At 37.4% G+C, this 26,317-nt stretch carries 24 protein-coding genes and 1 pseudogene; 11 read left to right on the top strand and 14 right to left on the bottom strand.

All coding sequences use genetic code 11. The annotated features are described in order from the left end of the window. Positions 1–232 precede the first annotated feature (232 nt). Complete coding sequence (locus tag EL165_RS24510; RefSeq protein WP_002980878.1) at positions 233–1,075, top strand: prephenate dehydrogenase; 843 nt, start codon at positions 233–235, stop codon at positions 1,073–1,075. 109 nt (positions 1,076–1,184) lie between these two features. On the opposite strand, the gene EL165_RS24505 is transcribed toward EL165_RS24510, so the two are convergent. From EL165_RS24505 to EL165_RS24475, 7 genes are all read right to left on the bottom strand, one after another. Beyond that, positions 1,185–2,603, bottom strand: a complete 1,419-nt coding sequence (locus tag EL165_RS24505; RefSeq protein WP_002980879.1) for an L-serine ammonia-lyase — start codon at positions 2,601–2,603, stop codon at positions 1,185–1,187. Between the two features lie 100 nt (positions 2,604–2,703). Then, the gene (locus tag EL165_RS24500) at positions 2,704–4,047 is read right to left on the bottom strand and encodes an ammonium transporter (protein ID WP_002980880.1); all 1,344 of its coding nucleotides are present in this window, start codon (positions 4,045–4,047) and stop codon (positions 2,704–2,706) included. 102 nt (positions 4,048–4,149) lie between these two features. Beyond that, on the bottom strand, positions 4,150–4,797 hold the full coding sequence (locus tag EL165_RS24495; RefSeq protein ID WP_002980881.1) for an alpha/beta hydrolase: 648 nt from the start codon (positions 4,795–4,797) through the stop codon (positions 4,150–4,152). A 108-nt stretch (positions 4,798–4,905) separates the two neighbouring features. Beyond that, positions 4,906–5,532, bottom strand: a complete 627-nt coding sequence (locus tag EL165_RS24490; protein WP_002980882.1) for a YceI family protein — start codon at positions 5,530–5,532, stop codon at positions 4,906–4,908. A gap of 78 nt (positions 5,533–5,610) precedes the next feature. Beyond that, positions 5,611–6,177, bottom strand: a complete 567-nt coding sequence (locus EL165_RS24485) for a YceI family protein (RefSeq protein WP_002980883.1) — start codon at positions 6,175–6,177, stop codon at positions 5,611–5,613. Positions 6,178–6,320: 143 nt separating this feature from the next. Beyond that, positions 6,321–7,370, bottom strand: coding sequence for a glucokinase (locus EL165_RS24480; RefSeq protein WP_041461533.1), 1,050 nt, complete (start codon positions 7,368–7,370; stop codon positions 6,321–6,323). Between the two features lie 116 nt (positions 7,371–7,486). Further along, a complete protein-coding gene (locus tag EL165_RS24475) occupies positions 7,487–8,050 on the bottom strand; it encodes a hypothetical protein (RefSeq protein WP_002980885.1) in 564 nt (187 codons plus the stop codon). A gap of 400 nt (positions 8,051–8,450) precedes the next feature. On the opposite strand from EL165_RS24475, the gene EL165_RS24470 reads away from it, so the two are divergent. Together EL165_RS24470 and EL165_RS24465 are read left to right on the top strand one after the other, a co-directional pair. Continuing rightward, positions 8,451–9,833 carry a DUF1800 domain-containing protein gene (locus EL165_RS24470; protein ID WP_002980886.1) on the top strand — a complete coding sequence of 461 codons (1,383 nt, stop codon included), beginning with the start codon at positions 8,451–8,453 and terminating at the stop codon, positions 9,831–9,833. Positions 9,834–9,990: 157 nt separating this feature from the next. Next, complete coding sequence (locus EL165_RS24465) at positions 9,991–11,175, top strand: DUF1501 domain-containing protein (protein ID WP_002980887.1); 1,185 nt, start codon at positions 9,991–9,993, stop codon at positions 11,173–11,175. Between the two features lie 393 nt (positions 11,176–11,568). On the opposite strand, the gene EL165_RS26020 is transcribed toward EL165_RS24465, so the two are convergent. The 3 genes from EL165_RS26020 to EL165_RS24455 form a co-directional block, all read right to left on the bottom strand. Beyond that, positions 11,569–11,706, bottom strand: a complete 138-nt coding sequence (locus tag EL165_RS26020; protein ID WP_002980888.1) for a hypothetical protein — start codon at positions 11,704–11,706, stop codon at positions 11,569–11,571. A 103-nt stretch (positions 11,707–11,809) separates the two neighbouring features. After that, on the bottom strand, positions 11,810–12,829 hold the full coding sequence (locus EL165_RS24460) for a helix-turn-helix transcriptional regulator (protein ID WP_002980889.1): 1,020 nt from the start codon (positions 12,827–12,829) through the stop codon (positions 11,810–11,812). A 70-nt stretch (positions 12,830–12,899) separates the two neighbouring features. Next, positions 12,900–13,235, bottom strand: a complete 336-nt coding sequence (locus tag EL165_RS24455) for a HopJ type III effector protein (protein WP_002980890.1) — start codon at positions 13,233–13,235, stop codon at positions 12,900–12,902. A 740-nt stretch (positions 13,236–13,975) separates the two neighbouring features. Between EL165_RS24455 and EL165_RS26695 the strand changes: the two genes are divergently transcribed. The 3 genes from EL165_RS26695 to EL165_RS24440 all read left to right on the top strand — a co-directional run bounded on the left by EL165_RS26695 (position 13,976) and on the right by EL165_RS24440 (position 18,200). Continuing rightward, on the top strand, positions 13,976–14,776 hold the full coding sequence (locus EL165_RS26695; RefSeq protein WP_429826710.1) for an RtcB family protein: 801 nt from the start codon (positions 13,976–13,978) through the stop codon (positions 14,774–14,776). Positions 14,777–15,070: 294 nt separating this feature from the next. Further along, complete coding sequence (locus tag EL165_RS24445; protein WP_041461534.1) at positions 15,071–16,825, top strand: hypothetical protein; 1,755 nt, start codon at positions 15,071–15,073, stop codon at positions 16,823–16,825. Positions 16,826–16,976: 151 nt separating this feature from the next. Beyond that, positions 16,977–18,200 carry a hypothetical protein gene (locus EL165_RS24440; protein ID WP_002980893.1) on the top strand — a complete coding sequence of 408 codons (1,224 nt, stop codon included), beginning with the start codon at positions 16,977–16,979 and terminating at the stop codon, positions 18,198–18,200. A 62-nt stretch (positions 18,201–18,262) separates the two neighbouring features. On the opposite strand, the gene cobC is transcribed toward EL165_RS24440, so the two are convergent. Together cobC and EL165_RS24430 are read right to left on the bottom strand one after the other, a co-directional pair. Then, positions 18,263–18,817 (bottom strand): alpha-ribazole phosphatase family protein, encoded by a 555-nt coding sequence (gene cobC / locus EL165_RS24435; protein ID WP_002980894.1) that lies wholly within the window; start codon positions 18,815–18,817, stop codon positions 18,263–18,265. Continuing rightward, positions 18,802–19,584, bottom strand: coding sequence for an adenosylcobinamide-GDP ribazoletransferase (locus EL165_RS24430; RefSeq protein ID WP_050791152.1), 783 nt, complete (start codon positions 19,582–19,584; stop codon positions 18,802–18,804). The genes cobC and EL165_RS24430 overlap by 16 nt, the downstream gene beginning before the upstream one ends. A gap of 186 nt (positions 19,585–19,770) precedes the next feature. Here EL165_RS24430 and EL165_RS24425 point away from each other — a divergent pair, with 186 nt between their 5' ends. Next, a complete protein-coding gene (locus EL165_RS24425) occupies positions 19,771–20,763 on the top strand; it encodes a hypothetical protein (RefSeq protein WP_126358709.1) in 993 nt (330 codons plus the stop codon). Between the two features lie 57 nt (positions 20,764–20,820). On the opposite strand, the pseudogene cobT reads toward EL165_RS24425, so the two are convergent. Beyond that, positions 20,821–21,827 (bottom strand): annotated as a pseudogene (gene cobT / locus EL165_RS24420) (nicotinate-nucleotide--dimethylbenzimidazole phosphoribosyltransferase). 388 nt (positions 21,828–22,215) lie between these two features. Between cobT and EL165_RS24415 the strand changes: the two are divergent. The 3 genes from EL165_RS24415 (at position 22,216) to EL165_RS24405 (ending at position 24,907) form a co-directional block, all read left to right on the top strand. After that, positions 22,216–22,962, top strand: a complete 747-nt coding sequence (locus EL165_RS24415) for a nucleotidyltransferase domain-containing protein (RefSeq protein WP_002980899.1) — start codon at positions 22,216–22,218, stop codon at positions 22,960–22,962. Between the two features lie 39 nt (positions 22,963–23,001). Further along, the gene (locus EL165_RS24410; protein ID WP_002980900.1) at positions 23,002–23,733 is read left to right on the top strand and encodes an ATP-grasp domain-containing protein; all 732 of its coding nucleotides are present in this window, start codon (positions 23,002–23,004) and stop codon (positions 23,731–23,733) included. 76 nt (positions 23,734–23,809) lie between these two features. Continuing rightward, on the top strand, positions 23,810–24,907 hold the full coding sequence (locus tag EL165_RS24405; RefSeq protein ID WP_002980901.1) for a nucleotidyltransferase domain-containing protein: 1,098 nt from the start codon (positions 23,810–23,812) through the stop codon (positions 24,905–24,907). A 217-nt stretch (positions 24,908–25,124) separates the two neighbouring features. Here the strand turns inward: EL165_RS24405 and EL165_RS24400 are convergent, their stop codons facing one another. Further along, positions 25,125–25,466, bottom strand: a complete 342-nt coding sequence (locus tag EL165_RS24400) for a TfoX/Sxy family protein (protein ID WP_041461861.1) — start codon at positions 25,464–25,466, stop codon at positions 25,125–25,127. Positions 25,467–25,800: 334 nt separating this feature from the next. Between EL165_RS24400 and EL165_RS24395 the strand changes: the two genes are divergently transcribed. Further along, a complete protein-coding gene (locus EL165_RS24395; RefSeq protein ID WP_002980903.1) occupies positions 25,801–26,316 on the top strand; it encodes a DUF2975 domain-containing protein in 516 nt (171 codons plus the stop codon). The last annotated feature ends 1 nt before the right edge of the window (position 26,317 follow it).

The raw sequence follows: 26,317 nt of genomic DNA, 5'->3' as shown, positions 1-26,317 counted from the left end.
AACCTGCTAAAATATAAAGGAGCTTAACACAATCTATCGATCCCATAATATACAATTTCCGAAAAAATTTCATTTCATTAAAAAAATATTTATACCTTTGCTCTATGATTTTTAACAACGGAACATATTATTATAGAATTTTTACCTCAGCTCTGGGATAGGGATTCTTATGAATATAATTTAAAACCTCGTCCTAGGGACGAGGTTTTTTTATTTTAAAAAATGTAAAAAGATGAAAATAAGTATTATTGGAGTAGGATTAATCGGAGGTTCGATGGCTTTAAAATTAAGAGAGAAAAACATAGCCAGCTTCATCTACGGAATTGATAACAATACACAGCATATCAGCGACGCATTAAATCTTAAAATCATTGATGCGGAAGCAGGTCTCGAAGAAGGAATTAAAAATTCTGATGTGATTATTCTTGCTATTCCTGTAGATGCTGCGAGGAAATTACTGCCAGTAATTTTAGATCTAGTCTCCGATCATCAAATAGTAATGGATGCAGGTTCTACAAAAGCAGGCATTGTACATGCAGTAAAAGACCATCCGAAGCGTTCAAGATTTGTAGCGTTTCACCCGATGTGGGGAACAGAAAACAACGGCCCTAAATCCGCTATTGCAGAAAGTTTCTCCGGAAAAGCGGGTGTAATATGCAACAAAGAAGAATCTGCAGAAGATGCTTTGGCTACCGTTGAAAAAGTAGTCAATGCCCTTGATATGCACATGATTTATATGAATGCAGAAGATCATGATGTTCATACCGCTTATATTTCCCATATCTCTCACATTACGTCTTACGCTCTTGCCAATACCGTCCTTGAAAAAGAACGTGAGGAAGAAACGATTTTCCAGCTTGCCAGCTCCGGTTTTTCAAGTACCGTACGTCTTGCCAAATCACATCCGGAAATGTGGGTTCCTATTTTTAAACAAAACAAAGAAAATGTACTGGATGTTCTGAACGAACATATTTCCCAGCTCAGAAAATTCAAATCTGCCCTTGAAAAAGAAAACTATGAATACCTTGAAGAGCTGATCACCAATGCCAACAGAATTAGAGGAATTTTAAGATAGTTATTATCTAAGATACTAAAAGCCTCAACAGCTTTTACTTTTATTTTATTAAGAAACCCTTAGTCAGTAATGCCTAAGGGTTTTATATTGTAAAACACTGATATTTCTATTAACACTCCGGAACGTTAACTGCAATGGCAAGTCCGCCTTCCGAAGTTTCTTTAAAACGGTCACTCATAGACTGAGCGGTTTCCCACATGGTCAAAATCACCTCATCCAATGTTACTTTTGCCTTGGTAGGATCACTTTCCAATGCGATATTAGCTGCGGTAATCGCTTTCATAGCGCCCATAGTATTTCTTTCAATACATGGGATCTGCACCAGTCCTTTGATTGGATCGCAGGTTAATCCAAGATGATGTTCCATCGCAATTTCTGCCGCCATCAAAACCTGCCCTACGCTTCCCCCCAGAATCTCTGTAAGTCCGGCCGCTGCCATTGCAGAGGAAACCCCGATTTCCGCCTGGCAACCTCCCATCGCTGCAGAAATAGTAGCGTTTTTCTTGAATAATGTCCCGATTTCTCCAGCCACAAGCAGAAATCTTACTATATCGTCATCAGAGGTAAACGGAGTAAATGCCTGGGCATACATCAATACTGCCGGAATAACTCCACTTGCGCCATTGGTAGGTGCTGTGATAATTCTTCCGAAACTTGCATTCTCCTCATTTACTGCCAGGGCAAAGCAGGCAATCCATTTGTTGATATTCGTGAAGTTCTCTTCAGCATCTACCACCTGCTGGAACCATTCATCTTTATTTTTATAGATTTTATCTCCCAGAAGCTTTCTGTTTATTCCTGCAGCTCTTCGGGAAACATTCAATCCACCCGGAAGAACACCTTCTTTATTCACCCCTTTATAAATACATTCTTTAATCTGCTGCCAGATATAAAGTGCTTCCTTCCTCGTTTCTTCCTGTGTTCTCCAACTTTCTTCGTTGATCAGAATCAAATCAGACATTTTATTAAGCCCAAGTTTTTCACAGTATTTTGCGATATCAGAAGCTTTATGACAAGGGTATAATGTACGTACACACTGCTTTTGAATAGAATTCTTTTCCTGGCTGGCTATGAAACCGCCTCCTACAGAATAAAAATCCTGCACAAGCTCCGTTCCATCCTCAAAAACAGCTCTGAAGATCATTCCGTTAGGATGAAAATCAAGGCTTTTTTTCATGTTTAAAACCAAATGGTGCCCGTAGATAAATGGAATGACTTTCTCTCCTCCCAGATTAATAGTTTGGGTGCTTTTAATATAGTCTATCTTCTCATCAATTTTTGAAGTATTGATTGTTTTAAAGTCCTCTCCATTTAAGCCAAGCATTCCCGCAATATCAGTTCCATGCCCAATTCCCGTTTTTGCGAGTGAGCCAAAAAATTCAAGAAAAACCTCTTTTACTTCTTCGATTGATCTTTCTCTTTTTATAATCCTGATAAATGCAGCAGCGGCATTCCAGGGTCCCATTGTGTGCGAACTGGACGGGCCAATTCCTACTTTAATAATTTCAAAAACCGATATTGATTCCATAAATGATTCGTCATTTTCCTCAAAAACAAAGATACATGATAAATCCCAAAATCAACCTTCAAATCTTTAATGAAAATCAAGTATGATCAGAATATAAAAGCTATTGCAGGCATTCCTCATGCTGGGAAAGATCAAGACCTTTATTTTCAGACTCTTCGGAAACCCTTAGAGTGATCATAGAGTTCGTAATTTTATACAAAAGCAGCGAACCAAAGAAAGTAAAAACAGAGACAAGAACCAGGGCAGCCATATGATGAAGAAAGACCTCAATTCCGCCATGAAGTAGACTTGCATTTTCACCATGGGCAAAAACAGCCGTAAGAATCATCCCCATAATACCTCCTACCCCATGACATGCAAAGACATCCAGCGTATCATCTACTTTCTTTAAAGCCTTCCAGTTGACCATTATATTAGAAACTATTGCTGTGATAAATCCGATAAAAAGACTTTCCTGAATACTCACAAAACCACATCCGGGAGTAATCGCCACGAGTCCTACTACAGCCCCGATACAGGCTCCCAAAGCAGAAACACTTCTTCCATTGATCCTGTCGAAAAAAATCCATGTCATCATTGCAGAAGCAGAGGCAATAGTCGTTGTACCAAAAGCTGTTGCGGCAGAAGCAGAAGCACTTAATGCTGAACCCGCATTAAATCCGAACCATCCGAACCATAACATTCCGGTACCCAGCAGTACATAAGGAATATTGGAAGGCTCATGGTGAGGATTTTTTCTGTTTCCCACTACTATAGCACCTGCAAGGGCTGCAAAGCCTGCGCTCATATGCACTACTGTTCCGCCGGCAAAATCTTTCACCCCGAAATATTTATTTAAAAGACCATCAGGATGCCATACCATATGGCAAAGCGGTGTATAAATGAAAATACTGAAAAGAACGATAAATAATAAATAGGAAATAAAACGAACCCTCTCTGCAAAAGATCCGGTGATGATGGCAGGAGTAATGACTGCAAATTTCATCTGAAACAGGGCAAAGAGAATAAAAGGAATAGTGGGAGCCATTATTTTATGCGGCAGATTACCTACTCCACAGAAAAAAGGATAGCTTAACGGATTTCCGATAATACCGTAATGCTTTCCGCCAATGGTAATCCCCAATGAATTTCCAAAAGATAAGGAAAAGCCTACGACTACCCATACCAAAGAGATAACGCCCAGAGCAATAAAGCTCTGCAGCATGGTAGAAATCACGTTTTTCCTGCCAACCATTCCTCCGTAAAAGAAGGACAATCCCGGTGTCATCAGCAGAACAAGACCTGCCGCCGCCAGAATCCAGGCAACATCCGCTCCTACAATTTTATCTTCACTTAAAAATTCTCCTGTATGAGGAATATCGGCAACCGGATTCCAGAATAAGCCTCCGATTGCAACCAGTGTGATGATAGAAAATGAAACAATCCATTTTAATCCTACTTTCATAAAATTTATATTTAACCCTATCAAATTTAAACATAAATTTTATAAAAATGATATTTTTAATCAAACACCCCTATAAAAAAATACTATTTACTAGATAATATTCTAGTTTTCACAAAACACTTCCTTCAATATTTTGGAAACTTCTTTAGATTTGGTAGCAGGGAAAAGATGGGTTCCTCCCTTCACTACATAATCAGGTTTGGAGTAACGGATAGGAAAAACGATATCTTTATCACCTAATATCTGAATGACATTGGGATTTTCTTCAAACTTCCATTCAGCCACTTTTTCTACAGACCACTTCAGGTAATAAGGATCTCTTACTTTAAAATATTGCAGAAGTCTTGGATTTTTAGGATCAAAAAGCTTTCTGATAACAGCATATACATTGGCGGCCCTGTCATTGAATAAGCCTACAGGTAATATTCTCGGGATTTTGGTAACCTCTCCCGTCTTTATAAATCTGGATTTTTCTTTATCGGATTTAATGCTTCCAAGGATTACTATCTTCTCCGCAGGTTTCAATTTGTTAATTTCCTGCACAATAATTCCTCCAAAAGAATACCCCAGAAGGTAGAATGGTTCTGAATCATCTATTTTCTCTGCCATTCTTTTAACGTAAGCATCGAAGGGCTCATTTTTTTCGGGGATGAGCCAGTCTATAAAAATCAGTTCACAGTGTTTGGGAAATTCTATTCTTTCAAGGACCTTGAAGTCTGCTCCCAGACCGCTTACGATATAAATTTTCATACCACTAATTTATAAAAATTACAGAAATAAAGAAATGCCCTCTTGCTTTAACAGCACTAAAAAAGAGCAGCTCTTGGGAACTGCTCTTCTGTATCAATAAAATATATTTTACTTTTTCTTTTTTGGAACTCTGTTCTCGTTATCCAGCATTTCTGTGGAAACTTTGAACTGGATATCCATTTCGTTCTTGATGAAATAGTCTTTCAGTGAAGACTGATAGAATACTTTAAAGTCTCTTCTGTTCAGAGAGAACTTGGCAGATTCAATAGATGTGGTAAACTGAGTAACGTACACATTCGCAGGGAAAGAGATTGTTTTTCTCACTCCTTTAAGGGTAAGATCACCGTATACTGTAGAATTGTATTCACTGTTTGCTAAAGGAATAATCTTTGTCAGATGGAATTTTGCAATAGGGAATTTTTTCACTTCAAAGAAGTTGGAGCTTTTCAGATCATTAGTAAGCTTGATCTGGTCTTCATCTGAAACATCTCCCGCCATCAGGCTTCTCATATCTATTATAAATTCTCCGTCTACAAGAACCGTATGGTCAAAGTTGAATTTTCCGCTTTTTAACTTTACTGTTCCTGAGTGGGAGGTTTCCTGGGTTTTCACCACCTTATACCCCCACCATCTGATCTCTGATGAAGTCACTTTTGAAACCTTATCAAATTTCTTTTGGGCAGAAACAAATGATATGCTTGCGCACACCATAGCAAACAATAGTAATCTTTTCATTCTTTTTTATTTACAATTCAACAAAAATAAAAAAAAGTGTAGAACTTCTACACTTTTAACAATCTTTTTTTGATTAATTTATTGAGCAGTTACCTTTACAACCATATCAATATCATCTTTCACAAAAACATCCTGCATTGTAGACTTGTAAGCAACATCAAATTTCTGTCTGTCGAAAGAGAATTTGTTGGATACCAAACTTACTACCCCTTTGCTGTAAGAAATTTTAGCAGGGAAAGAAATAGGGTTTGTTTTTCCTTTTACAGTAAGGTTTCCTGTTACAAGAGAATTGTAAATTTTGTCATTGTTTTTCTTTACTCCTGTAATTTTAAAAGTTGCTGTAGGGAATTTTTCAACTTCAAAGAAGTCACCATTCTTAAGGTGCCCGTTTAATTTTTGCTGATATTCTCCCGTAAGGTCAGTAGAACTGATAGAAGTCATATCCAATACGAAGCTTCCGCCTACCAGTTGGTTTCCTTTCATTACCATATCTCCGGACTTTACTTTTACAGTACCGTCATGAGAGCTTGCTTCAGATTTTGCTACTTTGTATCCCCACCAGTGTACATCAGACGCTACTACTTTTTTTGACTGTCCGAAAGCTAGACCACCAGCTAAAACTGCTAATAAAAATATTTTTTTCATTGAATAGAGTTATTTACTTATTTAACGATACAAATGTAGGTATCTTCTTCAATAGATTTCATTGATGTATATCAATAAATTTTATTATTTTCATGAATAATATCATCCCATAAAAAAACTCCGAATTTCTTCGGAGCCTTTATTTATACCTGATAGTACGCTGTATAAAGTGCTATACCATTTAGTGCTGTATGATTTTGCTTGACCAGATAAATAGGAATATTTTTAAGCATTTCTTCCATTTTATCACTGATCTTGAATTTTTCATAGAACTTTCCTTTGTCTATATACTCTCTTACAGTCTGTGCAATATCACCGGCAATCAGCAATCCTCCGGTAGCTTTCAGTTTTAATGTAAGGTTGTTGGCTTCTCTTGCCAGGAATTCAAGGAAAGTATCCAAAGCTATTTTACAGATAAGTACGTTTTCTTCCACAGCTGCTTTATAAAGCTCTTCTACAAAGTTCCCCTGTGCAAGGCGTTCTCCCAGCCATTCCGGCTCAGGATGTCTTTTCACATCTCTTAAGAATCTGTAAATATTGAATAATCCTGATTTTGAAAGTACGTTTTCCCAGCTTACAATACCATAGATATTATTGAGAAACTGGTAAAACTCAACTTCTACGTTGGTTCTTGGGGAAAACTCTGAGTGTCCGCCTTCTGTTGCGAAAGGTCTCAGGTATTTTCCGTCAAAGAAATATCCGGCCTCACCCAATCCGTTTCCGGGAGCAAGAACGGCTACATTTCCTTTTTCAAGGTGTCCGCTGGTATAGATGGCTTCAAGATCGTTATCTTCCAGCAGAGACATTCCATAAGCAGATGCTTCAAGGTCATTCAGCATGTCTACTTTTTCAAACCCGAAATCTCGGGCATATTCAGCAACATCTAAATGCCATCCCAATCTTGCAGGGCTGCTCTTCCCGTCCAATACAGGACCTGGCACTGCCATTCCCAGACGTTTTACATTTTGCAATTGATTATCCTGGATAAACTTCTTCAGAATATCTGAAAAAGAAGAATATTCCTGGGTTGCATATGTATTTTCTAATTTTATCTCAAGACCTCCGTTCCCGGAAACGAAATAGCCTAAGATTGTTATATCTTCACGGAGGCTTGCTCCAATGATAGAAACATTATCATTATTACTGTTCTCTACTCCTGGTAAATAAAGTGGAAATTTTGGATTCAGAATCATAACCTCAAATTTTACCAAATATAATAATTGTTTTTGTAAATCCTGCACAGAACAAAAAAACCTTTCCACTTTCGTGAAAAGGTTTTGGTTAATAATTGTTTATATATTAAATCTAACTACTTTCCTAATGGAATATTGTAACCGAATCCTACTCCGATATTACCCACATTATAGTCCTGACCTGGCAAATCTCCTTTAGTTCCTACAAAAACCTTTTGGTATTGTACAAAGAAGTTCCAGTCTCTGTTGTGGTATCCGATCTCCGGTTTAAGGTAAAAACCTCCGTCTGCTCTTTCAACATTGGTATTTGATGCTACGGCTTTATCGCCAACAAGGAAACCATATCCTAAGTCTGTTCCGAAATAGAAACCGGTTTGTTTTGGATAAATTCTGATTAGAGCAGCTACAGGAACTACCCCCACATCATTATTTTTATATCCGTTATTGTCTTTTCCAAAATAGTGAGTATATCCTGATGCGATACCTAACCCAAATCCTGGTGTAATCAGGTTCTGGTAAGATACATCCACTCCTACTGCAGCGGAAAGATTATCTGCGGGAACTGCTAAACCAACATTCGCACCTACTTTGATCATATTGTTCATTTGAGCACTTTGGGCGCTTGCGATACCTGCTGTTAAAATACCAGCCAGTACTATTGCTTGTTTAAACATTTTCATAACTCTAATTTTTAAATTTTACTAAACAAGAGGATGTAAAAATCGTGCCAAGCAAGGCTTTTTTTTTGATTTTAACAGTCAAATAAAACACAAATCAATGAATATCAATTCATTAATTTTAACAAAATTTAAATGTTTGTTTAACAAAAATTATCAAAAAAAGAATCCCGAAAAGTGAATTAAAGAAAGAAAAAAGAAAGGAAGCAAGAAGATGGAAGCTGGAAGTTATATCCTCTTATATTAAAAACTCACATCTAATTAAAGTAAAGAGAAATTTCTCCTTCCTTTACAACATAACTCCCGGCTTCATGCTTCCAGCACGCATAACAATATTAACAATCCTTAACCCGTTACTATTTTAACCTTTTTCTATGAAATACATCAAAAAAATAAATTCTCCATGATGGCTGATTCATTAATAAAAAACAAACATCTTCTCTGGCGTGCGGGTTTTGGTGTAGGTATTAATCAAATTGATGATTTGAAAAATAAAAACATTAAGACGATAATCAACGAATTATTTAAAGAAGACAGCTTTAGTGAGATTACCTATGATACTCCTGACCCTGATTTAGCCGCAGACTACATGAACAGCACAGCTCCTGCTGAAATGAAAAAAGAAATGCAGCGTATTAACAGGGAACAAAACAATGAACTTAATCTGAATTTTTTGAATACCATCGTCAACAGCAAAGAGCAGATGAGGGAAAAGATGGCATTTTTCTGGCATGGACATTTCGCCTCAAGGGTAATCAATCCGAAGTTCAACAGACAGCTTTTGAATACGATCAGGAAGAATGCACTGGGAAATTTCAAAGATCTGCTTTTTGAGGTAAGCCAGTCACCGGCCATGCTTAATTTTCTTAACAACCAGCAGAATAAAAAAGATCATCCCAATGAGAATTTCGCCCGCGAGGTCATGGAGCTTTTTACCATGGGAAGAGGCAATTATACCGAACATGATGTAAGAGAAGGTGCAAGAGCATTCACAGGATGGAGTTATGATAAGGAAGGTAATTTCAAAGAAAGAAAAAATCTTCATGATGAAGGCAGCAAAACTTTTCTGGGAAAAACAGGTAACTTTGATGGAAATGACATTCTTAATATTATTCTGGAACAGAAGGCTACTGCACAGTTTATTACCACAAAGATTTATAAATTCTTTGTTAATGAAAAACCAGATCAGGATATTGTAAACAAACTCAGTACGAATTTCTACAATTCAGGATATGATATTAAAAAACTGATGACTGAGATATTTTCCAGCACGTGGTTTTATGATCAGAAAAATATCGGCAACCGGATAAAATCTCCAATAGAACTGATGGCTGGTATGATGAGGATCCTTCCGATGCATATTCAGAATCCTGAAAACCTCATCGTGTATCAGAAATTACTGGGTCAGATGCTTCTTTATCCACCTAATGTTGCAGGGTGGCCCAATGGAAAATCCTGGATCGACAGTTCCACGCTTATGCTGAGACTCCAGATTCCACAGATCTGGTCCGGACTCCGCCCTTTGGAATACAGCCCCCGCCAGGATGATGATATCGACATGGGAATGAAATCCCGTGAAACAGTTTTGAACAAAAGCTTTAAAAATCCCAACATTACCATCGATTGGGATCGGATTGAGAAAATTTTTGCTGATAAAAACTGTGAAGACTATCTTTTACAGAATACTCAGAGCCTTGATATGAACTCCGTAAAGAATTTTTCTGATAAGAGTATCAAAATGAATGTCATCAACCTGATGTCTACTCCGGAATACCAGCTAATGTAGGGAGAAGGTTTTAGGTTGCAGGTAGCAGGTAAAGCTGTCGCAGTATAACTTGCCTATCCATGATTTATTTTTACTGCTATAAAATAAAATGCAGCCCAATTCCTAGCTTTTACGTGCAAACTATCATCTGCCACCTTAAAACCCTAAAAACAAAATTATGTTAATCAAAAGAAGAGAATTTCTCAAAATAAGCTCACTGGCTACGGCTTCTATGCTGATGCCTAATTTCTTAAAAGCGATGACGCTGGATGAAGCTTTGAATCCCAATCAGAATATTCTGGTCGTTCTTCAGTTTACAGGTGGAAATGATGGGCTTAATACTATTATTCCGGCTAAAAATGATATTTATTTCAGGGAAAGGAAAACACTGGCTATACAGGATTCGATACCTTTAACGGATGAGGCAGGAATCAATCCGTCTCTCTCGTATTTTAAAGAGCTTTTTGATAATGGTGAGCTTTCTGTGATGAATAATGTAGGATATCCCAATCCGGACAAATCTCATTTCCGAAGCATGGATATCTGGCAGTCGGCAAGCAGAAGCGACCAGTTTCTGGAAACGGGCTGGCTGGGACGTTTCCTGGACGAAGAATCCTACCGCTGCGACCATCCTACCCAGGCACTTGAGGTGGATGATATGCTAAGCCTTGCCCTGAAAGGGCAAAATAACAAAGCTTTCGCATTTAAAGATCCTAAAAGGCTCTACCAGACGAGTCAGGAAAAATATTTCAAATCCCTTTATGACCACCATCACGATGATGAAACTGTATCCTATCTTTATCAGACTTTAGGTTCCACCATCAATAATGCCGATTATATCTTTGAAAAAAGCAAAGCTAAAAAGACAGAGGAGATTTATCCGAACTCTCAATTGGGAAAAGACTTTAAGACTGTAGCCTCTTTAATAAAGTCAGATATCAATACTCAGGTTTACTACCTTTCGGTAGGAAGTTTTGATACCCATGTGAATCAGAATGACCGGCAGAAAAAATTGTTCAATGATATTAATGAAGCGGTAAAATCCTTCGTTGCAGATATGAAAAGCAATGGACTCTTCAAAAATATTTTACTGATGACATTTTCTGAATTCGGGCGCCGTGTAGCTCAGAATGCCAGCAACGGAACGGATCACGGAACAGCCAACCAGATGTTCTTTATCAGCGGAAGCCTTAAGAAGAAGGGACTATTGAATGCACTTCCTGATTTACAGAATCTGAATGAAGGCGATCTGATCTACAAAGAAGACTTCAGGAAAGTATATGCCACCATCCTGAAAAACTGGCTAAAAGCAGACTCTTCTAAAGTATTGGGATGGAAAGACGGGATTTATGATTTTGTGTAGACGAACCGCAAAGTCACAAAAGCTTTTTTAAACGCTTAAGTTGTTTCAGATACTATTAATTGAGAAGTGCACTTAAGCTTTTAAAACCTTACATTTCGCAGAGCAAATAAACAATTTAGATTCCTGCGGAATGACACAATTGTAATGATGGTATATTCACGCAGTTTGTCATTCCGTAGGAATCCAGTCACAATCTTGCAAAAATTATAATTCTGACCAATATTTCAATTGAAAAGTAAGAATCCCCTCCAGCGAAAAGGGTGGCAAAAATTCAAAAAATTTTTGACGGGTACTTTTTCAGCATTCCAAAATATCCATCAACAATAAAAAAAGAGACTATACATGGTTATGATAGTCTCTTTTCAATAATTTTAAATTTTAACTACTTTACGTTTAAGCCGTAATCTGCTTTGGTTCTTTTTCTTTCTGATCTTCTTTTTTATCAAGTTTCTCAGATATTTTTTTTACAATATATTCTATTGCTATGGGTGCTATGATTGCAATTAATGCTTTAAAAATTCTTGATTTCATACATATAATTTTGTGATTATATATAATACAATTTCCAAGCCAAGATGAAATAAAGAAACAAATAGTCCTTTGTAGCCTCCTATTAATGATAGATTTAAATCAATCAGCTTTCTTCAGGGATGATCAGGTTCTGATAATTTTTATATCCGGCATTGAACTTTTCCTCCATTTTCAGCCGTAATTTCTTTGGCTTATGAACAATCAGAGAATCTCCGAATCCTAATAAAAGTCTTTCCAGCTCAAAATTGATCTGAACACAGATTTTAAAAAGTGTACCCTCATAGTCTTCTCTGATAATTTCCTGACTTTTGTGCAGCGGCTTGGTTTTCACATAAGGTGCATTTCCTGCATCTACCCAGAAGATCACATTTCTCGGATCCATTGATTCTGATACAGTAACGCCTACAATATCTTTGAAATATTCATCCCCATCCAGGTCTTTATCAATATACTGAACACTGTCATCCACTTCAATACTTTCCATTCTGTCCAGTGCCAGATTGTACATTTTCTGTTTGTAAAGACAGATCAGGAACCAACGATTGTTAAATTCCTTCAGCAGCTGCGGATGTACAGTATATATATTGGATTCTCTTGCCGTAAAGCTTTTGTAAAGAATCTTCAAAACTTTCTTATTAGCAATACTTTCGTACAGAATATCAATATGTTCCAAACCTTTCAGCTGTTCATTTTTATCCAGATGAATAATCGATTTCTGGCTGGTGGCATGAATAGAGTCTTCCAGCTTCTGAATGACCCCGTTCATCTCTTTGAACATGGAAAAGTCCTTGAACTGTTTCAGGATCTGCACTGCATTATTCATCGCTTTCAGGTCACTTTCATTCACCGAAATATTATGAATACTGTATTCAGGATCGCTGTAACGGTAATATTTTCTTTCGTAAACCTCAATAGGAGCCTCATATCCGAATTTTTCACTCCGCATATTCTGAAGATCCAGCTGAACTGTACGTTTACTTACATAAGATTCTTTTCCTTCAAATTCAAACAATGCTTCCGAACATTCATCAATGAGATCCTCCAGCGTATATTTCCTGTATTTGTTTTTAAGACATTTATCTAATGTTTTATACCTGATCAGAGCATTTTTATTCGATGACATACCTTTGTGTTTAATGATTGGGTGTTTCAGATAAGCAATTCGCTTATTCTTTTTTGCTCTTTTCCGGCTGTTATTTTTCTTTTAAAGCATTATCGTCAAAGGTAATCCCATCCCAGCCGAATTTTATAAAATTCCGGATATTCTGATGATCAGTGCCTTCAGGATTTTTCAGAACATCATCTCTGTAAAACTCACCAAAAAGCCAAAGGGTTTCTTCTTTTGTAAGATCCTGCATACTGGCAAAGCTGAACACTTTACACGAACCATTATTCTGCCCGGCCTGGTTGGTGGTATCTCCGTTTTGAAAAGCAGTAGGTGTAAACTCATAATGTTCGTCAATATAAGCGATAACATCATTAAACTGAATAGTTTCAGGGAAATGTTTTAATTGTTCTAATAGTACCATAGATATCGGTTTTATTATTTTATATTTATTTCAACAGATTTCCACCCTGGATGATCTGCTTCTTTTTAATTTTTTGTAAAAATAATTAAAATTTCTTTATCTGCGCAAAACTATTGCGCAATAAGGGTATTACTTTGCATCATCAAAATGAAACAACAATGGAATTTAATGGAAATCATTTAATCGAATTAGGATATAGACCTGCAAAATGGTTTAAAGATGCCATTAGCTATATCAATGAGAATAAACTGGATGAACAGCAGATCAAAGAATATCTGGTACAGTTCACACAGCCGGACCTTATTCCGCTTCATGAGACAGCTAAAGATTTTATGATCAACATCCGGGCTGAGCATGAAAGTGAGAATGATAATGTAGATAAAGTAATCAAAACGATGAACGTTCTGATGAAAACCCCTACTCTGATTGGCGGAGCTTTAATGCCGGATGCCTGCCCTACTGGCCCTGAAGGTCAGATTCCGGTAGGTGGCGTGGTAATTGCCCAAAATGCCATTCACCCGGGATTTCATAGTGCTGATATCTGCTGTTCTGTGATGCTGACGGATTTTGGAAAAGCCAATCCAAAAGATGTTCTGGATGCTGCACATTCTGTAACCCACTTCGGGTACGGAGGAAGACCAAGAGGAGAGCAGATGCCGATGTCTCAGGAACTGATGGATGCTTTCAGAGAAAATGAATTCTTAAATGACGAAAAGCTGATCAGCATTGCCCGTTCTCATATGGGAACCCAGGGAGACGGAAACCACTTCCTTTTTGTCGGAATTTCCAAAAATACGGGAAATACCATGATGGTAACCCATCACGGATCAAGAGCTCCTGGAGCTGCCCTATACGATAAAGGAATGAAGGTTGCCAACCGTTTCAGACAGGAAATTTCTCCTGAAACACTAAGAGAAAATGCATGGATTCCTTATGATACGGAAGAAGGTAAATCCTATTGGGAAGCGCTTCAGCTGATCAGACAGTGGACCAAAGAAAACCATACTTCTATCCATGATGCCGTCCTGAACAAGCTTGAAATTGAAAAGGAAAATAGATACTGGAACGAACATAATTTCGTTTTCAAGGATGGAGACCTGTTCTACCATGCCAAAGGAGCGACTCCGCTGGATGATAAGTTCATGCCTGATATTACGGGACCAAGACTGATTCCATTGAATATGGCTGAGCCGGTATTGATTGTTCAGGGAACAACCAACGAAAGAAACTTAGGTTTTGCCCCACATGGAGCAGGAAGAAACTTCAGCAGAAGCCAGCATAAAAAATCTCTGGCTCATAAAGCGACTGAGGAAATCTTCAATGAGGAAACCGCCGGGCTGGATATCCGTTTCTATTCCAATGAAATTGATATTTCTGAACTTCCAAGCGCTTATAAAAGTGCTAAGAATGTAAGAGCACAGATTGAAGAATACGGACTTTGTGAAGTATTGGATGAAGTGATGCCTTACGGATGTATCATGGCCGGAGATGTGCAGAAAAATGCACCATGGAAGAAAAAGAAAAAATACAGAAAAGCATAATTTTTAATATGATATTCAAACCTTACGGGCTTTAGAAATCCGTAAGGTTGAATAAAAGCAACAACTTAATTTCACAGTACCAGAAAAGTTAATTAAAGAAAAAATTCAAGGCAAAGAAAGTTCCTATAAGATTAAAATTACTTTCCGCCTTTTTAACCCATTATAAGGCACAGGGAGTTCCTATATTTTTGGATAAATTACTCCCCGCTTTTTATAAACTATAGGTAAAAGGAGTTCCTATACCCTTCACTTTTAATGAATCTACTCCTCACTTATTTTTTAAACTTAAAAACAATGAAAACACTACAATTATTCAATGCTGTACTGGCTAAAGAATCGAGTGCAAAACCATTTATTTCCAATGACGGTTTTATCATTGAACCTGATGCTGTATGGGCAAAAAATAAAATCATATCCTTCTATGCCAAGGAAAAACTGAACGGAAATGATCTGAATAAAACCTTCCATAAATCATGGAAAAAAATAAAGAATACCTCAAGATATGATTTATTAATTGAACAGATCACTCATTATGTTTCGACCTATGGAAGCGATTTTCAGAACGAAATTTATATTCCTGCTGAAATACTGAATATCCCGGATATGAAGATGGTTTTTAAAGTCATCAAAGCGTACACTGTGGAAGAAATGCAGGAAAAATGTCTTTCTCTTTTAGGATCAGGAATGGCTTTAAAGGAGGAAACCATTGATGATTTGCTTGATATACTGCATCACGAACTGGAATATGATTTTACAGGAAAAGAAAATATCAGAAACAAGGAAGCGATCATAAAAATAGCCGACCGGTACGATATTTATCCTGAAAATCCTGTTGAGTTCTTCCGTTACGTTATTTATAAAACAACTAACACAACGCTTTTAATCAAAAATGATGATCTGATTAATCTGATTAAACAGAGTAATTTCAATCCAACCTATTTGTTTGAAAGTTTCGGACTGGAGAAAATGGCAGAAATCTTTAACCGGTTTAAACCATTATTCCTTGCTTATAAAAACAGGGCTCCAAAAGTCATTAATAAAATTTCAAAACTATCTAAAACACATCATAAGCCCCTGATCTCAAATCCGTTGAATGACGCCACCAATACATTGCTGGAAAACAGCGACTGGCATTGGCTGGAAAACGCAACACCGTTCGCCTTGTTCAAAGCATTGTCAGCATGCTATTCAAGAATGTACGGACAGGATACCTTTGTCTACAGAGTGAGAAACGGAAAATCATGGACTAAAAAAGGTAAAGAAACTTACGTGAATCAGTTCAATTATGATTTTATTTTAGATTTTCTGAAACTGAAGTATGAAAACCTGTCCGGAAAGAAATTCTATTTCCCTGAAAATGTAGAATTTGCACTGCCAACTTCTGAAAAGATGTTTGTAGGAAATATTCCTACCGGAACGCGTTTTTATGCTGAAAGACTTGCTGTAGGAGTGTATTGGGAAGATCGTTGGGGTGCCCGTGACCTTGACCTTTCAGGATTGAATATTGCAGGAAAAATAGGCTGGAATGCTGCTTATAATCACGGAAACGGACAGCTGATGTACTCCGGAGATATGACTTCTGCGCCAAATGGTGCCGTTGAATATCTTTACGCCAATAAAGGACACTGTGCACCAACGCTTGTTATGAACAACGTTTTCAGTGGAAATGCAGATTCCGGCTATAAAATCATTATCGGAAAAGGGGACAAGATTTCCTACGACTATATGATGAATCCTAATAATCTGTTTGCTGAAGCCAGATGTAATGCTGTCCAGAAGCAAATGATTCTGGGAATGCTGGTCACAAAAAACGAAAAACAATGTTTCGTACTATTGAATTTCGGAGCGGGTCATTCTCATGTTTCAGGAAATAATCAGGTTTCTGTGATGGCGACAACGGCATTATACCAACAATGGTATAAAGCCATGTCCTTCAATGAGCTTATAAAAGAGCTTGGAGCTGAGATTACCACAGAAAAGGCGGAAGCTGATTTTGATTTCTCGCTGGAAAACCTGGAAAAAGATAGCTTTATCAGAATTTTTAAATAATTCATAACGCTGCCTGAGTATATTGGGTGGCGTTTTTGCGTATTATTTAAAAAATTGAATGCTCTCAAATGATACGCAATTTTTAAAGTAAATATCTTTTTTTTATATTTGCGGCCTTAATTTGTAAAACTAATAATATCAAAAAACACTTATGAAAAAAAGTCTATTTGTGAAATTTTCTTTATTTCTCATCTTATTTTTTACGCTAGCTTCTTGCGGATCAGACAACGGCAGGGATGAAGACAATGGTACAACCAATAATGCCATCGCTTCTCCAAAAGTTGTAACCGGTAAACCTACTTTCAGTAATGCACAGTTCAAATTTGCGGGAACAGTAACCTCTTCCGGATCCGGATATTCCAGACGCGGATTCTGCTGGGGGAAAAATATCAATCCTACAATCAGCAATTCGAAATTAATTGAAGAGTATACCAATGTGACAGGAGATTATCTTCTCACGGCAACTTACAGTTCTGATTTTGAAAAATCAACTACTTATTATGTAAGAGCATATGTTGCGGCCAATAACGGGGACATTATTTATGGTGATAATGTGACATTCGTTACGCCTGGAAAGATGGATATTACTTTCAAAATGGCTAAGGCAATATATACAACTTCAGCCACTCTAAGTACTGAAGATATTACAGTAAATTATCTTGAGCCTTTCTATCCTGATGAAAAAGGATTCTGCTACAGAACGAGTGCCGGGGTCAATATATCAAATGGTCAAATCATCAAAATATCAAATCCTAATGGTTATTCAGCGTACGAACTGGAAGCTACGGCATTACTTCCGAACACTACATACTATGTAAGATCTTACGTAAAAGAAGGTGCACAGGTATATTATTCAGACGAGAAGACATTTAAAACTGCCGGGGCCATTGGTGCTTCGGGTGGATATATTTTTTATGATAAAGGAGAGTTTACGGACGGCTGGAGATACCTGGAAGCAGCGCCTGCCAACCTTACCTATAATGGTTCTGATAAAATCAAATGGGGATGTTCATTTAACATCATCAATCAGACTCAGGCTGTAATGGGATCAGGACCAGCTAATACTGCAAGAATTATTTCTCAATGTTCAGATGCTAATTGCGCAGCAAGACTATGTGCTAATTACAGTGTAAATGGTGTTGGTAACTGGTTTTTGCCTTCTGAAGAAGAATTAATGGCATTCTATAAGAGTTCCAAGAATGTTTACAATATTGCATCAAACCCTTGGAATGATGTATCTCAAAAATATTATTGGAGCTCTACCGAAATACCGGGTGGTAATACAGCAAGAATTCTGGACGGATATGCTGGTTATATGTGGGAATATAATAAGGATTACAATATGGTAAGGGTAAGACCTTTCAGAAGATTTTAAAATATTAATACAATAAAAAAACCGCTATTCAGCGGTTTTTTTATTGTATTCAATTAAGGTTTTTATGTATTTAAACTTTTAACTGAAAATAATCCGTTTTTAATTTTTATAACTGTTTTCTTCCCATAGTCAATCTGAATATTGAACATATTTTCCAGTGGAAACTGAAGCACAGCCTGAAGAATTAAACGAATAACTCCGGCATGGGTGATAATCAGAACTTTATTGACATCATTTTTTTGAATCAGTTCACTCCAAAAGCTGAGAACTCTGTTTTGCATTTGAATGAGATTTTCTCCGCCGGCAGCTTTAATATTGACAAAATCTTTGTACCAGGGATTGATTTCTTCTTCCGGAATATCGGTCCATTTTTTCAGTTCCCAGTTGCCGAAATTCATTTCTCTGAGTCTTTCATCAGTGTGATAATTAAATTTAAAATAATCAGCTAACAAACGGCAGCGCTCGGAGGGACTGGAAATAATCACATCAAAACTATGATCAATATCCAGCGCTTTAAAATCATCAATATAATTTTTCTTTAAAGGCATTTCAGCAAAACCATAACACAGGTTTTCAGGATTTTCTACAGCGGTATGACGGATCAGATGAATTTCCATACGATGATTGTTCCCAAATAAAATAAAACTTCACAAACCTGCTGCACAGACCCAAGACAATCTCCCGTGTAGCCACCAATATGCTTTTTAAAATACCAGCCCATATAGATTTTACCAGCATAAGCCAGTGCAAAAGCAAAAATCAATCTCCAGTCCGGGACCAGGACAAAAGCCATTAGAACGCTTATAAATCCCACCAATAAGGCCATTCCATCCAAGGGTTTATTGGCCAGAGGTTTCGATTTACTGACATCAATATCTGTAACATATTGGTGAGTGTAGATCATGGTTCCAGAAATAAACCGGCTTACTGTATGTGCCAGAATAATGATTCCCAGTACTCTAACCGGTTGATCACTGATACTACCCAACGCCTGAATACTGTAAAATTTCAAGGCAAAAAGCAGGATAATTCCAATAGTTCCATATGCTCCTACTCTGCTGTCTTTCATAATGGTCAGGATTTTTTCTTTTCCGTATCCACCCCCGAAGCTGTCACACATATCTGTAAAACCATCTTCATGAAAAGCTCCTGTAAGCAAAACACCGGCAATCATCATTAAAACGATCCCAACCTCCAGGTTAAACAACATGGTAGAAAGGAAAAGCACCGCTGCATTGATCAATCCAACCAAAAGTCCAACCCATGCGAAATATTTCTGAGATTTATTCATAATCTCACTGGAATACGGAACAGTAAACGGAACAGGAATTCTGGTGAAGAACATGAGTGCTGTAGCAAAATAGATCAGTTCATTTTTGAGGATTTTCATTTTCTTTTTAGTCTAAAAAATTGTTAAGTCAATTTCCGTAAAATTAGGAAAGCTTTTAACAACGGTAAAGGGATCAGTTAAAAAAATGAGAAACATGAATCTTATCACGTAAAGTTATCTTTTTTATTTCCTGAGTATTTTTAGTTTTGCAACGTAACAATAACCATGAAAAAAGAACAAATGAAAAAAGCGTATTTCGTTGGATTATGTCTTATATCCGTCGTAAGCTGTTCAGCTCCCGGTGATGAGCTGGAAAATGTAAATGAAGCACAGGCTTTAAATGCATCCGGTAGTAACATGTCAGCAAAAGGAGGCTTCAGAGATACTCCAGACACTCCAACTCCTCCCCCTGCGGGAATCTGGTCAAAATCTTTTTATTTAACGAATCCTATTTACGGTTTCTACAGTAATCTGACCAAAAAGCACCTGTACAATACCTCTCCGTTACCATCCGAACTTCCTAAATCCTATCCAGGACTGGACTATTACTTTCAGGAAAGATTATTAGGTTCTGCAGACGGACCCGGCCCTGTCATCACAAGATGGTTTCACACAGGAACCAATGATCTGGTATTAACGACCAATCCTAATGAATTGGTGGGACAAAGCAATTGGGAGAAAAGAAATCTCGGCACCAGCTATAATGGTGATGAGCCGGGAAGTTTTCCGATTTACAGGTATTTCAATGGTGATAAAAAGACGCACTTTTATACCAGAGACAAAAATGAGCTGGGAGACGGAAAAGACGGTTATGAATATGAAGGAATCGCTTTCTACCTGAAAGATTCTGAGCCTAAAGCATACCGTGTTCATGACGGACAATTTTTCCAGGATAATGCGACAGGAGCCCTTTATATCGTATTTGAAAGTACCCTGAGACGTATTGAATCTTTTGCAGTGATCAATAATCTGTTTGCTGTTCAGGGTAAAGCCTATCTGGTTTTTAAGGTAAATATAGAAGATTACACAGGAGAAAGAGGACCGGACATCACTTCAGGAACTCAGCTGGTAAGAAACATCAATACCGGAAAGCTGTATCTTGTAGACGATGGTTTATACAGGTATATTCCTACGATGCAGATATTTAATATCTATAAATTCAATGAGGATGCTATTCAAAATAAACCTGTAAGAATGATGTTTACAGGTAAAGATGTTGCACACACTTTTTAATTATATTTGAATTTAAGATAAAAAGGGGCTTCATTGCCCCTTTCTTATTGTATGAAGTTAAGATGATTTATTGGAAATATGAGCATCTTCAAAGCTGGACATTTCATTCAGGAAATTAACGGCACTTTGAATAATCGGATACGCCAGTGCACAGCCTGTTCCTTCTCCCAGGCGCAGATTCAGATTGAGAATAGCCTGTTCCCTCATCAGTCCCAACAGCTGAGGATGGGCATTTTCATTGCTTACATGGCAGAAGATACAATTGTTCAGAATCTCAGGGTTCTTTTTCCAGACCGTGGCTACCGCTACCGTAGCGATAAATCCATCTACCATGATCAGCATATTATGGTGATATGCTTCTTCTATGGCTCCGATCATTTGGGCTATTTCTAAACCGCCAAAGGTTTGGGCAATTTCATCTTCGGTCATTTCGGAAGGATATTTTTCAACCGCTTCCGTTAAGATATGGATCTTATTCTGCAGCTGATGGTCATTCAATCCGGTTCCACGTCCTACACAATGGGTGACCGGGATATCAAAGAGTTTGCTCATCATCAAAGAAGAAGCGGAAGTATTCCCGATTCCCATTTCTCCGAAACCAATAATATTACACCCTTTTTAGCAATCTCAGATACTACAGATTTCCCATTTTTCAGTGCCTGCTGATATTCTTCAGGAGTCATGGCAGGTTCTTCCAGAATATTACGGCTGGATTTCCTTACCTTTTTATCAATCAGATTCAGCCCTTCGGGAAAATCAAAATTAACTCCGGCATCTACAATTTTAATGTTGATACCATTCTGTCTGCAAAAAACATTAATGGCGGCTCCTCCTCCTAAGAAATTCATCACCATCTGATAGGTAACTTCCTGTGGATAGGCACTTACGCCTGCAGTGGCAATCCCATGATCGGCAGCAAAAACTACCATATGAGGATTCAGTAACTGTGGTGAAGTGGTTTTCTGAACCATTCCTATTTTATGCGCAAGATGTTCAAGATGTCCTAATGCGCCTAACGGTTTTGTTTTAAAATCAATTTTATGCTGTAATTCTGATGATAACATGGGTATTTATAGTTATGTTAAATGGAAAAATGCAATATTAGTGAAATTCAATGAGTCTTTTTCTTTTGTCTTGACACAAAAGAAACAAAAGGTCAAGACCTTGAAAATTGAGCTAAAAATAAAATATGTTCTCTAAAAATTCTCAACTCGTGCGAATTCATTATTACTTTTTTGTATCAATACATTTGTCGCACTCAGACAGGAGAATTTTCTTAACGTTCACAAAATTTATTTTTTTAACGCCAATTCAAAAGTCAAAAAAATTTTAGCCCGCAATATTCACTTACCCTCAAACTCACTAACCCGAAACCTGCACCTCGAAACTTAAAACAGTCACGTAAGAACATTGCGCACTTCGCTCTTTACTTTGCACCACAAATACAAAACAATGACACCAAAAATACTTGAAAAAATAAAAGAAGTTGAGACTGCAAAAGGCGTAGAAGTCCTTCTTGCAGTAGAATCGGGAAGCAGAGCCTGGGGTTTTGCGTCTCCTGACAGTGATTATGATATCCGTTTTATATACCGTCATGAAAAAGACTGGTACCTTTCCCCTTGGGATAAGGATGAAACGATAGAATTTATGACAGAAGATGATTTGGATGGTTCCGGTTGGGATCTGCGAAAGACGTTTCATCTTTTGTTAAAGTCGAATGCGGCTTTATTGAGCTGGTTCTACTCTCCCATCGTGTATAAAGCAGATGAAAAGTTTGTGGAACTGTTCAAACCTCTGGCTGATGCCTGCTTTTCTCCGGTTGCCGTTTCTTACCATTATCTGAGCATGAGCAAGAAATATCTGGAAGCTTGCAGAAGTGATGAAGTCAAATTAAAAAGTTATTTTTATTGTTTACGAACCACATTAACAGGAAAATGGATCATAGAAAAAGGAACCGTTCCTCCTGTACTGTTCAGTGACCTGCTTGTTTTAACAGATGAAGTCACCAAAAGAAAAATAGAAGATCTTATCACCTTAAAAGCAACCAAAGGAGAATCTTACTATCACCCGAACGATTGGAAACTGTTTGATTTTCTGGAGAAAACAATCGCTGAAAATGAAGAAAAATCAAAAGATTTATCAGGAGGAAAGGCGGATAAAAGTGAGATGGAGAGGGTTTTTAGGGAGATCTTAAAATAAAAGAATAAAAGCTTATTTTACATACAAATTAAAATACTGATGAAAAATATAGTCGCACTTTCTCCTATGTATACGGAGGATAGCAATAATTTGAAAAAAGTATCACTCAATTCATCCTACGAGTTGAGCCGATTTAATGCAAAATGGAGTGTTCCTGAAGAATTTCGTCAGGATGTGATTGCAGTGTACGGTGAAGATATTTATGCAGAAATTGTTGCGGAACAATGCGATCTGACTTTAACAAAACCTGATGATAACTGGCTCTCAAAAATTTCAGAAGAATTTACAAAAAGAAAAATTTCTTATGGAAAACTGAAAGATTTCGTATATAAAGAAAATACTTTCATCAAATGTTCAGATTTTAAAACCTTTAAAGCAGGAGTCTTTGATAAAGTATCAGATATAAAGGGCTTTGAAACGCTGGATCCTGAAAGTATGGTTTTCACTTCTGAAGTTGTGGAATGGGAACTCGAAGTAAGATGTTTTGTTGTCAATAATAAAATTAAAACGTATTCTTCCTATTGGCGAAACGACGCTTTCAATACAAATGAACTTTCAGAAAAAGAAAAGAAAGACATGTTCATCTTCTTTGAATCTTTTATCCAAAAGTATTCTTCTACACTACCCGCTGCCATCGTTTTGGATTTTGGAATCATCAGAGGAAAAGGTTGGGCACTTATTGAAGCAAATCCTGCCTGGTGTTCCGGATTATATGCCTGCGATGCTAAGAAAGCTTTGGAAGTTATTGTGAAGAGTTGTGTTAAAAATTAGCATTATTTAAAATGATTATTTTCATTGGGATTTCTAAAAACCATTTATACAAAGATATAGCAAAATTTGAAGAATCATGACCATCCAAGATCTAAAAAATAAAAACCTCGTTCTCTTCGAAGCCATCTCCGGAAGCCGGGCTTTCGGGCTGGCAACGGAGAATTCTGATACGGATATCCGTGGGGTGTATTATCTGCCGAAGGAAGATTTCTTTGGCCTGAATTACATTCCGCAGGTTTCCAATGAGACGAATGACATTACGTATTATGAAATCGGGAGGTTTGTAGAACTGCTGCAGAAAAACAATCCCAATATCCTGGAAATTCTGGCCAGTCCGGAGGATTGTATTCTGTATAAACATCCATTGATGGATCTGCTGAAAACGGAGGATTTTCTGTCAAAACTCTGTAAAGATACCTTTGCAGGCTATGCGGTTTCACAGATTAAAAAGGCCAAAGGTTTTAATAAAAAGATCTTAAATCCGATCGATAAAGAAAGAAAATCGATTCTGGATTTCTGCTTTATCCTTGATGGCCAAGGTTCTGTACCGTTGAAAAAATGGCTGGATAAATTCCCCTCCTCTGGAAGGATGTCCGCAGGACGGAGTGGTCTCTCACAGGAAAATTGCGGATTGGTAAGCATTGATCATACCAAAGGTATGTTTGCTTTATTTTATGATGAATCAGGAACACTTGGGTATAAAGGGATTATTCAGAATGAAGAGGCAAATCAGGTTTCTGTATCCTCTGTTCCTAAAGATGAAAAACCGATCGCTTATCTGTTCTGTAACCTGGATGCCTACTCTGTTTACTGCAAAGATTACAAGGAATACTGGAAATGGGTGGCTGAGCGTAATGAGGACCGTTACAATGTCAATCAGATCCACGGACAGAACTACGACAGCAAAAATATGATGCACACCATTCGTTTGCTGCAGTCCTGTGAACAGATTTTTAAAACCGGCTCTCTGACGATTCGTGTAGAAAACCGTGATGAACTGTTAGATATTAAAGCGGGCAACCAGTCGTATGAAAGCATCATGCAAAAGGCAGAAAACCTGATACTATCTATAGAAAATCATTATTCTGCCACCACTCTTCCCGACTTTCCGGATCTGGAGAAAACAACAAAAATATTAATTCAGATCAGAGAAAAACTGTATCATCATGAGTGATAAGTGATAAATGATAAATGATGAGTGATGAATAGTGGGACTGTTGAATTGCCAATGCTCCCACTCTCAAACTCAACCACTCCCACCGCGCATCCCGAATCACGCACCTCTCACCCACACAATCAAACCCCGAAACTCACACCTCGTACCCCGTAACTCTCCACCACACTCACTTACCCTCAAACTCTCCCACTCATAAACACTCAAACCTGAAAACTCACTTCTTCGAAACCTTCGCCTTCGGATTATAATCAAGACAGATTTTGATCCAGTATTCAAAATCATCAGGCTTTTGGAAACCTGAGGGTTCTACGTAACAATATCCTTTAAGCTGCTTTCCTTTCATAATCATCGGCAGAAAACCCATTTTCTCTGCAACCTCATCTTCAAGTTCAGGGTCATAGCGGCACATCAGATTGTCATGACTGATGTTGATACACATTTTCCCGTTCACCAGAAAAGACAGTCCGCTGAACATTTTCTTTTCTTCAATCTCCATATTATTTTCCATGGAAAGCCGTTCACGTACCCGGTCGGCAAGTTCAGTACTGTAAGCCATGATTTTAATTTTTGATTTATCCCTTTTAATAATAATGGCTTCGACAGGCTCAGCCTGACAGCACTTAAAAATTTCGGCTGGTATTCCAGTTGTCACCCTGAGCCTGTCGAAGGGCATCAATAAGCATACCTTTGTTAATTATTAAGCTTGAGTATTAATTAAAGGGATAAGTTGATCAACTTTTCTCTTATTAAAATTAATAAAAAACTATGATTAACATCTTATTTTTTTAGTATTGTCGATGAATTCAAAAATTTAAAAATATAAAATTTTATTTAAATTAATTATTGTTTTACGATAATTAATTATACATTTGCAATATCAATCTTCTATCATGAATCAGACTAAAATTATTGCAAGAATTCTATTTTATATCTGTTCCGTATTATCGTTGGGATATTTAATCACCGTTCTCTACTCTCTGATCTGCCTTATAACAGATTTTTCTGTTACGCCTTATGGAAACGGAAAATACCTTCATATCAATTATCCATTGACAGAAAAACCTTTCCTGAATATTGACAACAATTATCCGTATATCATCTTTTCATTTCTGTCAGTGCTTATCACATATGGAATCTTTTTCTGGTTGGCCGCCAGGGTTTTCAGGGTATTTTTTCAGCAGAAACTGTTTACACAGGATAATATACGGCAGCTGACGAGATTTTACCTGTATAATATTTTCATTCCTCTTCCACTGGTGATTATCGCGGGTTTCTTTGTGGAAGTAGAAAGTATCATCTGGGGACTGGTGTTTATTCACTTTATGCTTGGAATTTTCTGCCTGTTTCTTGCGAATATCTTTAAGCAAGGACTACATTTGCAAAACGAACAAGACCTATTTATTTAAC

Origin of the sequence: Chryseobacterium gleum, from assembly GCF_900636535.1 — a bacterium.
GTDB classification, from domain to species: domain Bacteria; phylum Bacteroidota; class Bacteroidia; order Flavobacteriales; family Weeksellaceae; genus Chryseobacterium; species Chryseobacterium gleum.
Note: the sequence above shows the minus strand (reverse complement) of the source record. Positions and strands in the feature narration are given on the sequence as shown.

Coding starts and splice junctions, on each gene's coding strand:
- EL165_RS24510 (WP_002980878.1), top strand. CDS start 233: ATGAAAATAAGTATTATTGGAGTAGGATTAATCGGAGGTTCGATGGCT.
- EL165_RS24505 (WP_002980879.1), bottom strand. CDS start 2,603: ATGGAATCAATATCGGTTTTTGAAATTATTAAAGTAGGAATTGGCCCG.
- EL165_RS24500 (WP_002980880.1), bottom strand. CDS start 4,047: ATGAAAGTAGGATTAAAATGGATTGTTTCATTTTCTATCATCACACTG.
- EL165_RS24495 (WP_002980881.1), bottom strand. CDS start 4,797: ATGAAAATTTATATCGTAAGCGGTCTGGGAGCAGACTTCAAGGTCCTT.
- EL165_RS24490 (WP_002980882.1), bottom strand. CDS start 5,532: ATGAAAAGATTACTATTGTTTGCTATGGTGTGCGCAAGCATATCATTT.
- EL165_RS24485 (WP_002980883.1), bottom strand. CDS start 6,177: ATGAAAAAAATATTTTTATTAGCAGTTTTAGCTGGTGGTCTAGCTTTC.
- EL165_RS24480 (WP_041461533.1), bottom strand. CDS start 7,370: ATGATTCTGAATCCAAAATTTCCACTTTATTTACCAGGAGTAGAGAAC.
- EL165_RS24475 (WP_002980885.1), bottom strand. CDS start 8,050: ATGAAAATGTTTAAACAAGCAATAGTACTGGCTGGTATTTTAACAGCA.
- EL165_RS24470 (WP_002980886.1), top strand. CDS start 8,451: ATGATGGCTGATTCATTAATAAAAAACAAACATCTTCTCTGGCGTGCG.
- EL165_RS24465 (WP_002980887.1), top strand. CDS start 9,991: ATGTTAATCAAAAGAAGAGAATTTCTCAAAATAAGCTCACTGGCTACG.
- EL165_RS26020 (WP_002980888.1), bottom strand. CDS start 11,706: ATGAAATCAAGAATTTTTAAAGCATTAATTGCAATCATAGCACCCATA.
- EL165_RS24460 (WP_002980889.1), bottom strand. CDS start 12,829: ATGTCATCGAATAAAAATGCTCTGATCAGGTATAAAACATTAGATAAA.
- EL165_RS24455 (WP_002980890.1), bottom strand. CDS start 13,235: ATGGTACTATTAGAACAATTAAAACATTTCCCTGAAACTATTCAGTTT.
- EL165_RS26695 (WP_429826710.1), top strand. CDS start 13,976: ATGGGAACCCAGGGAGACGGAAACCACTTCCTTTTTGTCGGAATTTCC.
- EL165_RS24445 (WP_041461534.1), top strand. CDS start 15,071: ATGAAAACACTACAATTATTCAATGCTGTACTGGCTAAAGAATCGAGT.
- EL165_RS24440 (WP_002980893.1), top strand. CDS start 16,977: ATGAAAAAAAGTCTATTTGTGAAATTTTCTTTATTTCTCATCTTATTT.
- cobC (WP_002980894.1), bottom strand. CDS start 18,817: ATGGAAATTCATCTGATCCGTCATACCGCTGTAGAAAATCCTGAAAAC.
- EL165_RS24425 (WP_126358709.1), top strand. CDS start 19,771: ATGAAAAAAGCGTATTTCGTTGGATTATGTCTTATATCCGTCGTAAGC.
- EL165_RS24415 (WP_002980899.1), top strand. CDS start 22,216: ATGACACCAAAAATACTTGAAAAAATAAAAGAAGTTGAGACTGCAAAA.
- EL165_RS24410 (WP_002980900.1), top strand. CDS start 23,002: ATGAAAAATATAGTCGCACTTTCTCCTATGTATACGGAGGATAGCAAT.
- EL165_RS24405 (WP_002980901.1), top strand. CDS start 23,810: ATGACCATCCAAGATCTAAAAAATAAAAACCTCGTTCTCTTCGAAGCC.
- EL165_RS24400 (WP_041461861.1), bottom strand. CDS start 25,466: ATGGCTTACAGTACTGAACTTGCCGACCGGGTACGTGAACGGCTTTCC.
- EL165_RS24395 (WP_002980903.1), top strand. CDS start 25,801: ATGAATCAGACTAAAATTATTGCAAGAATTCTATTTTATATCTGTTCC.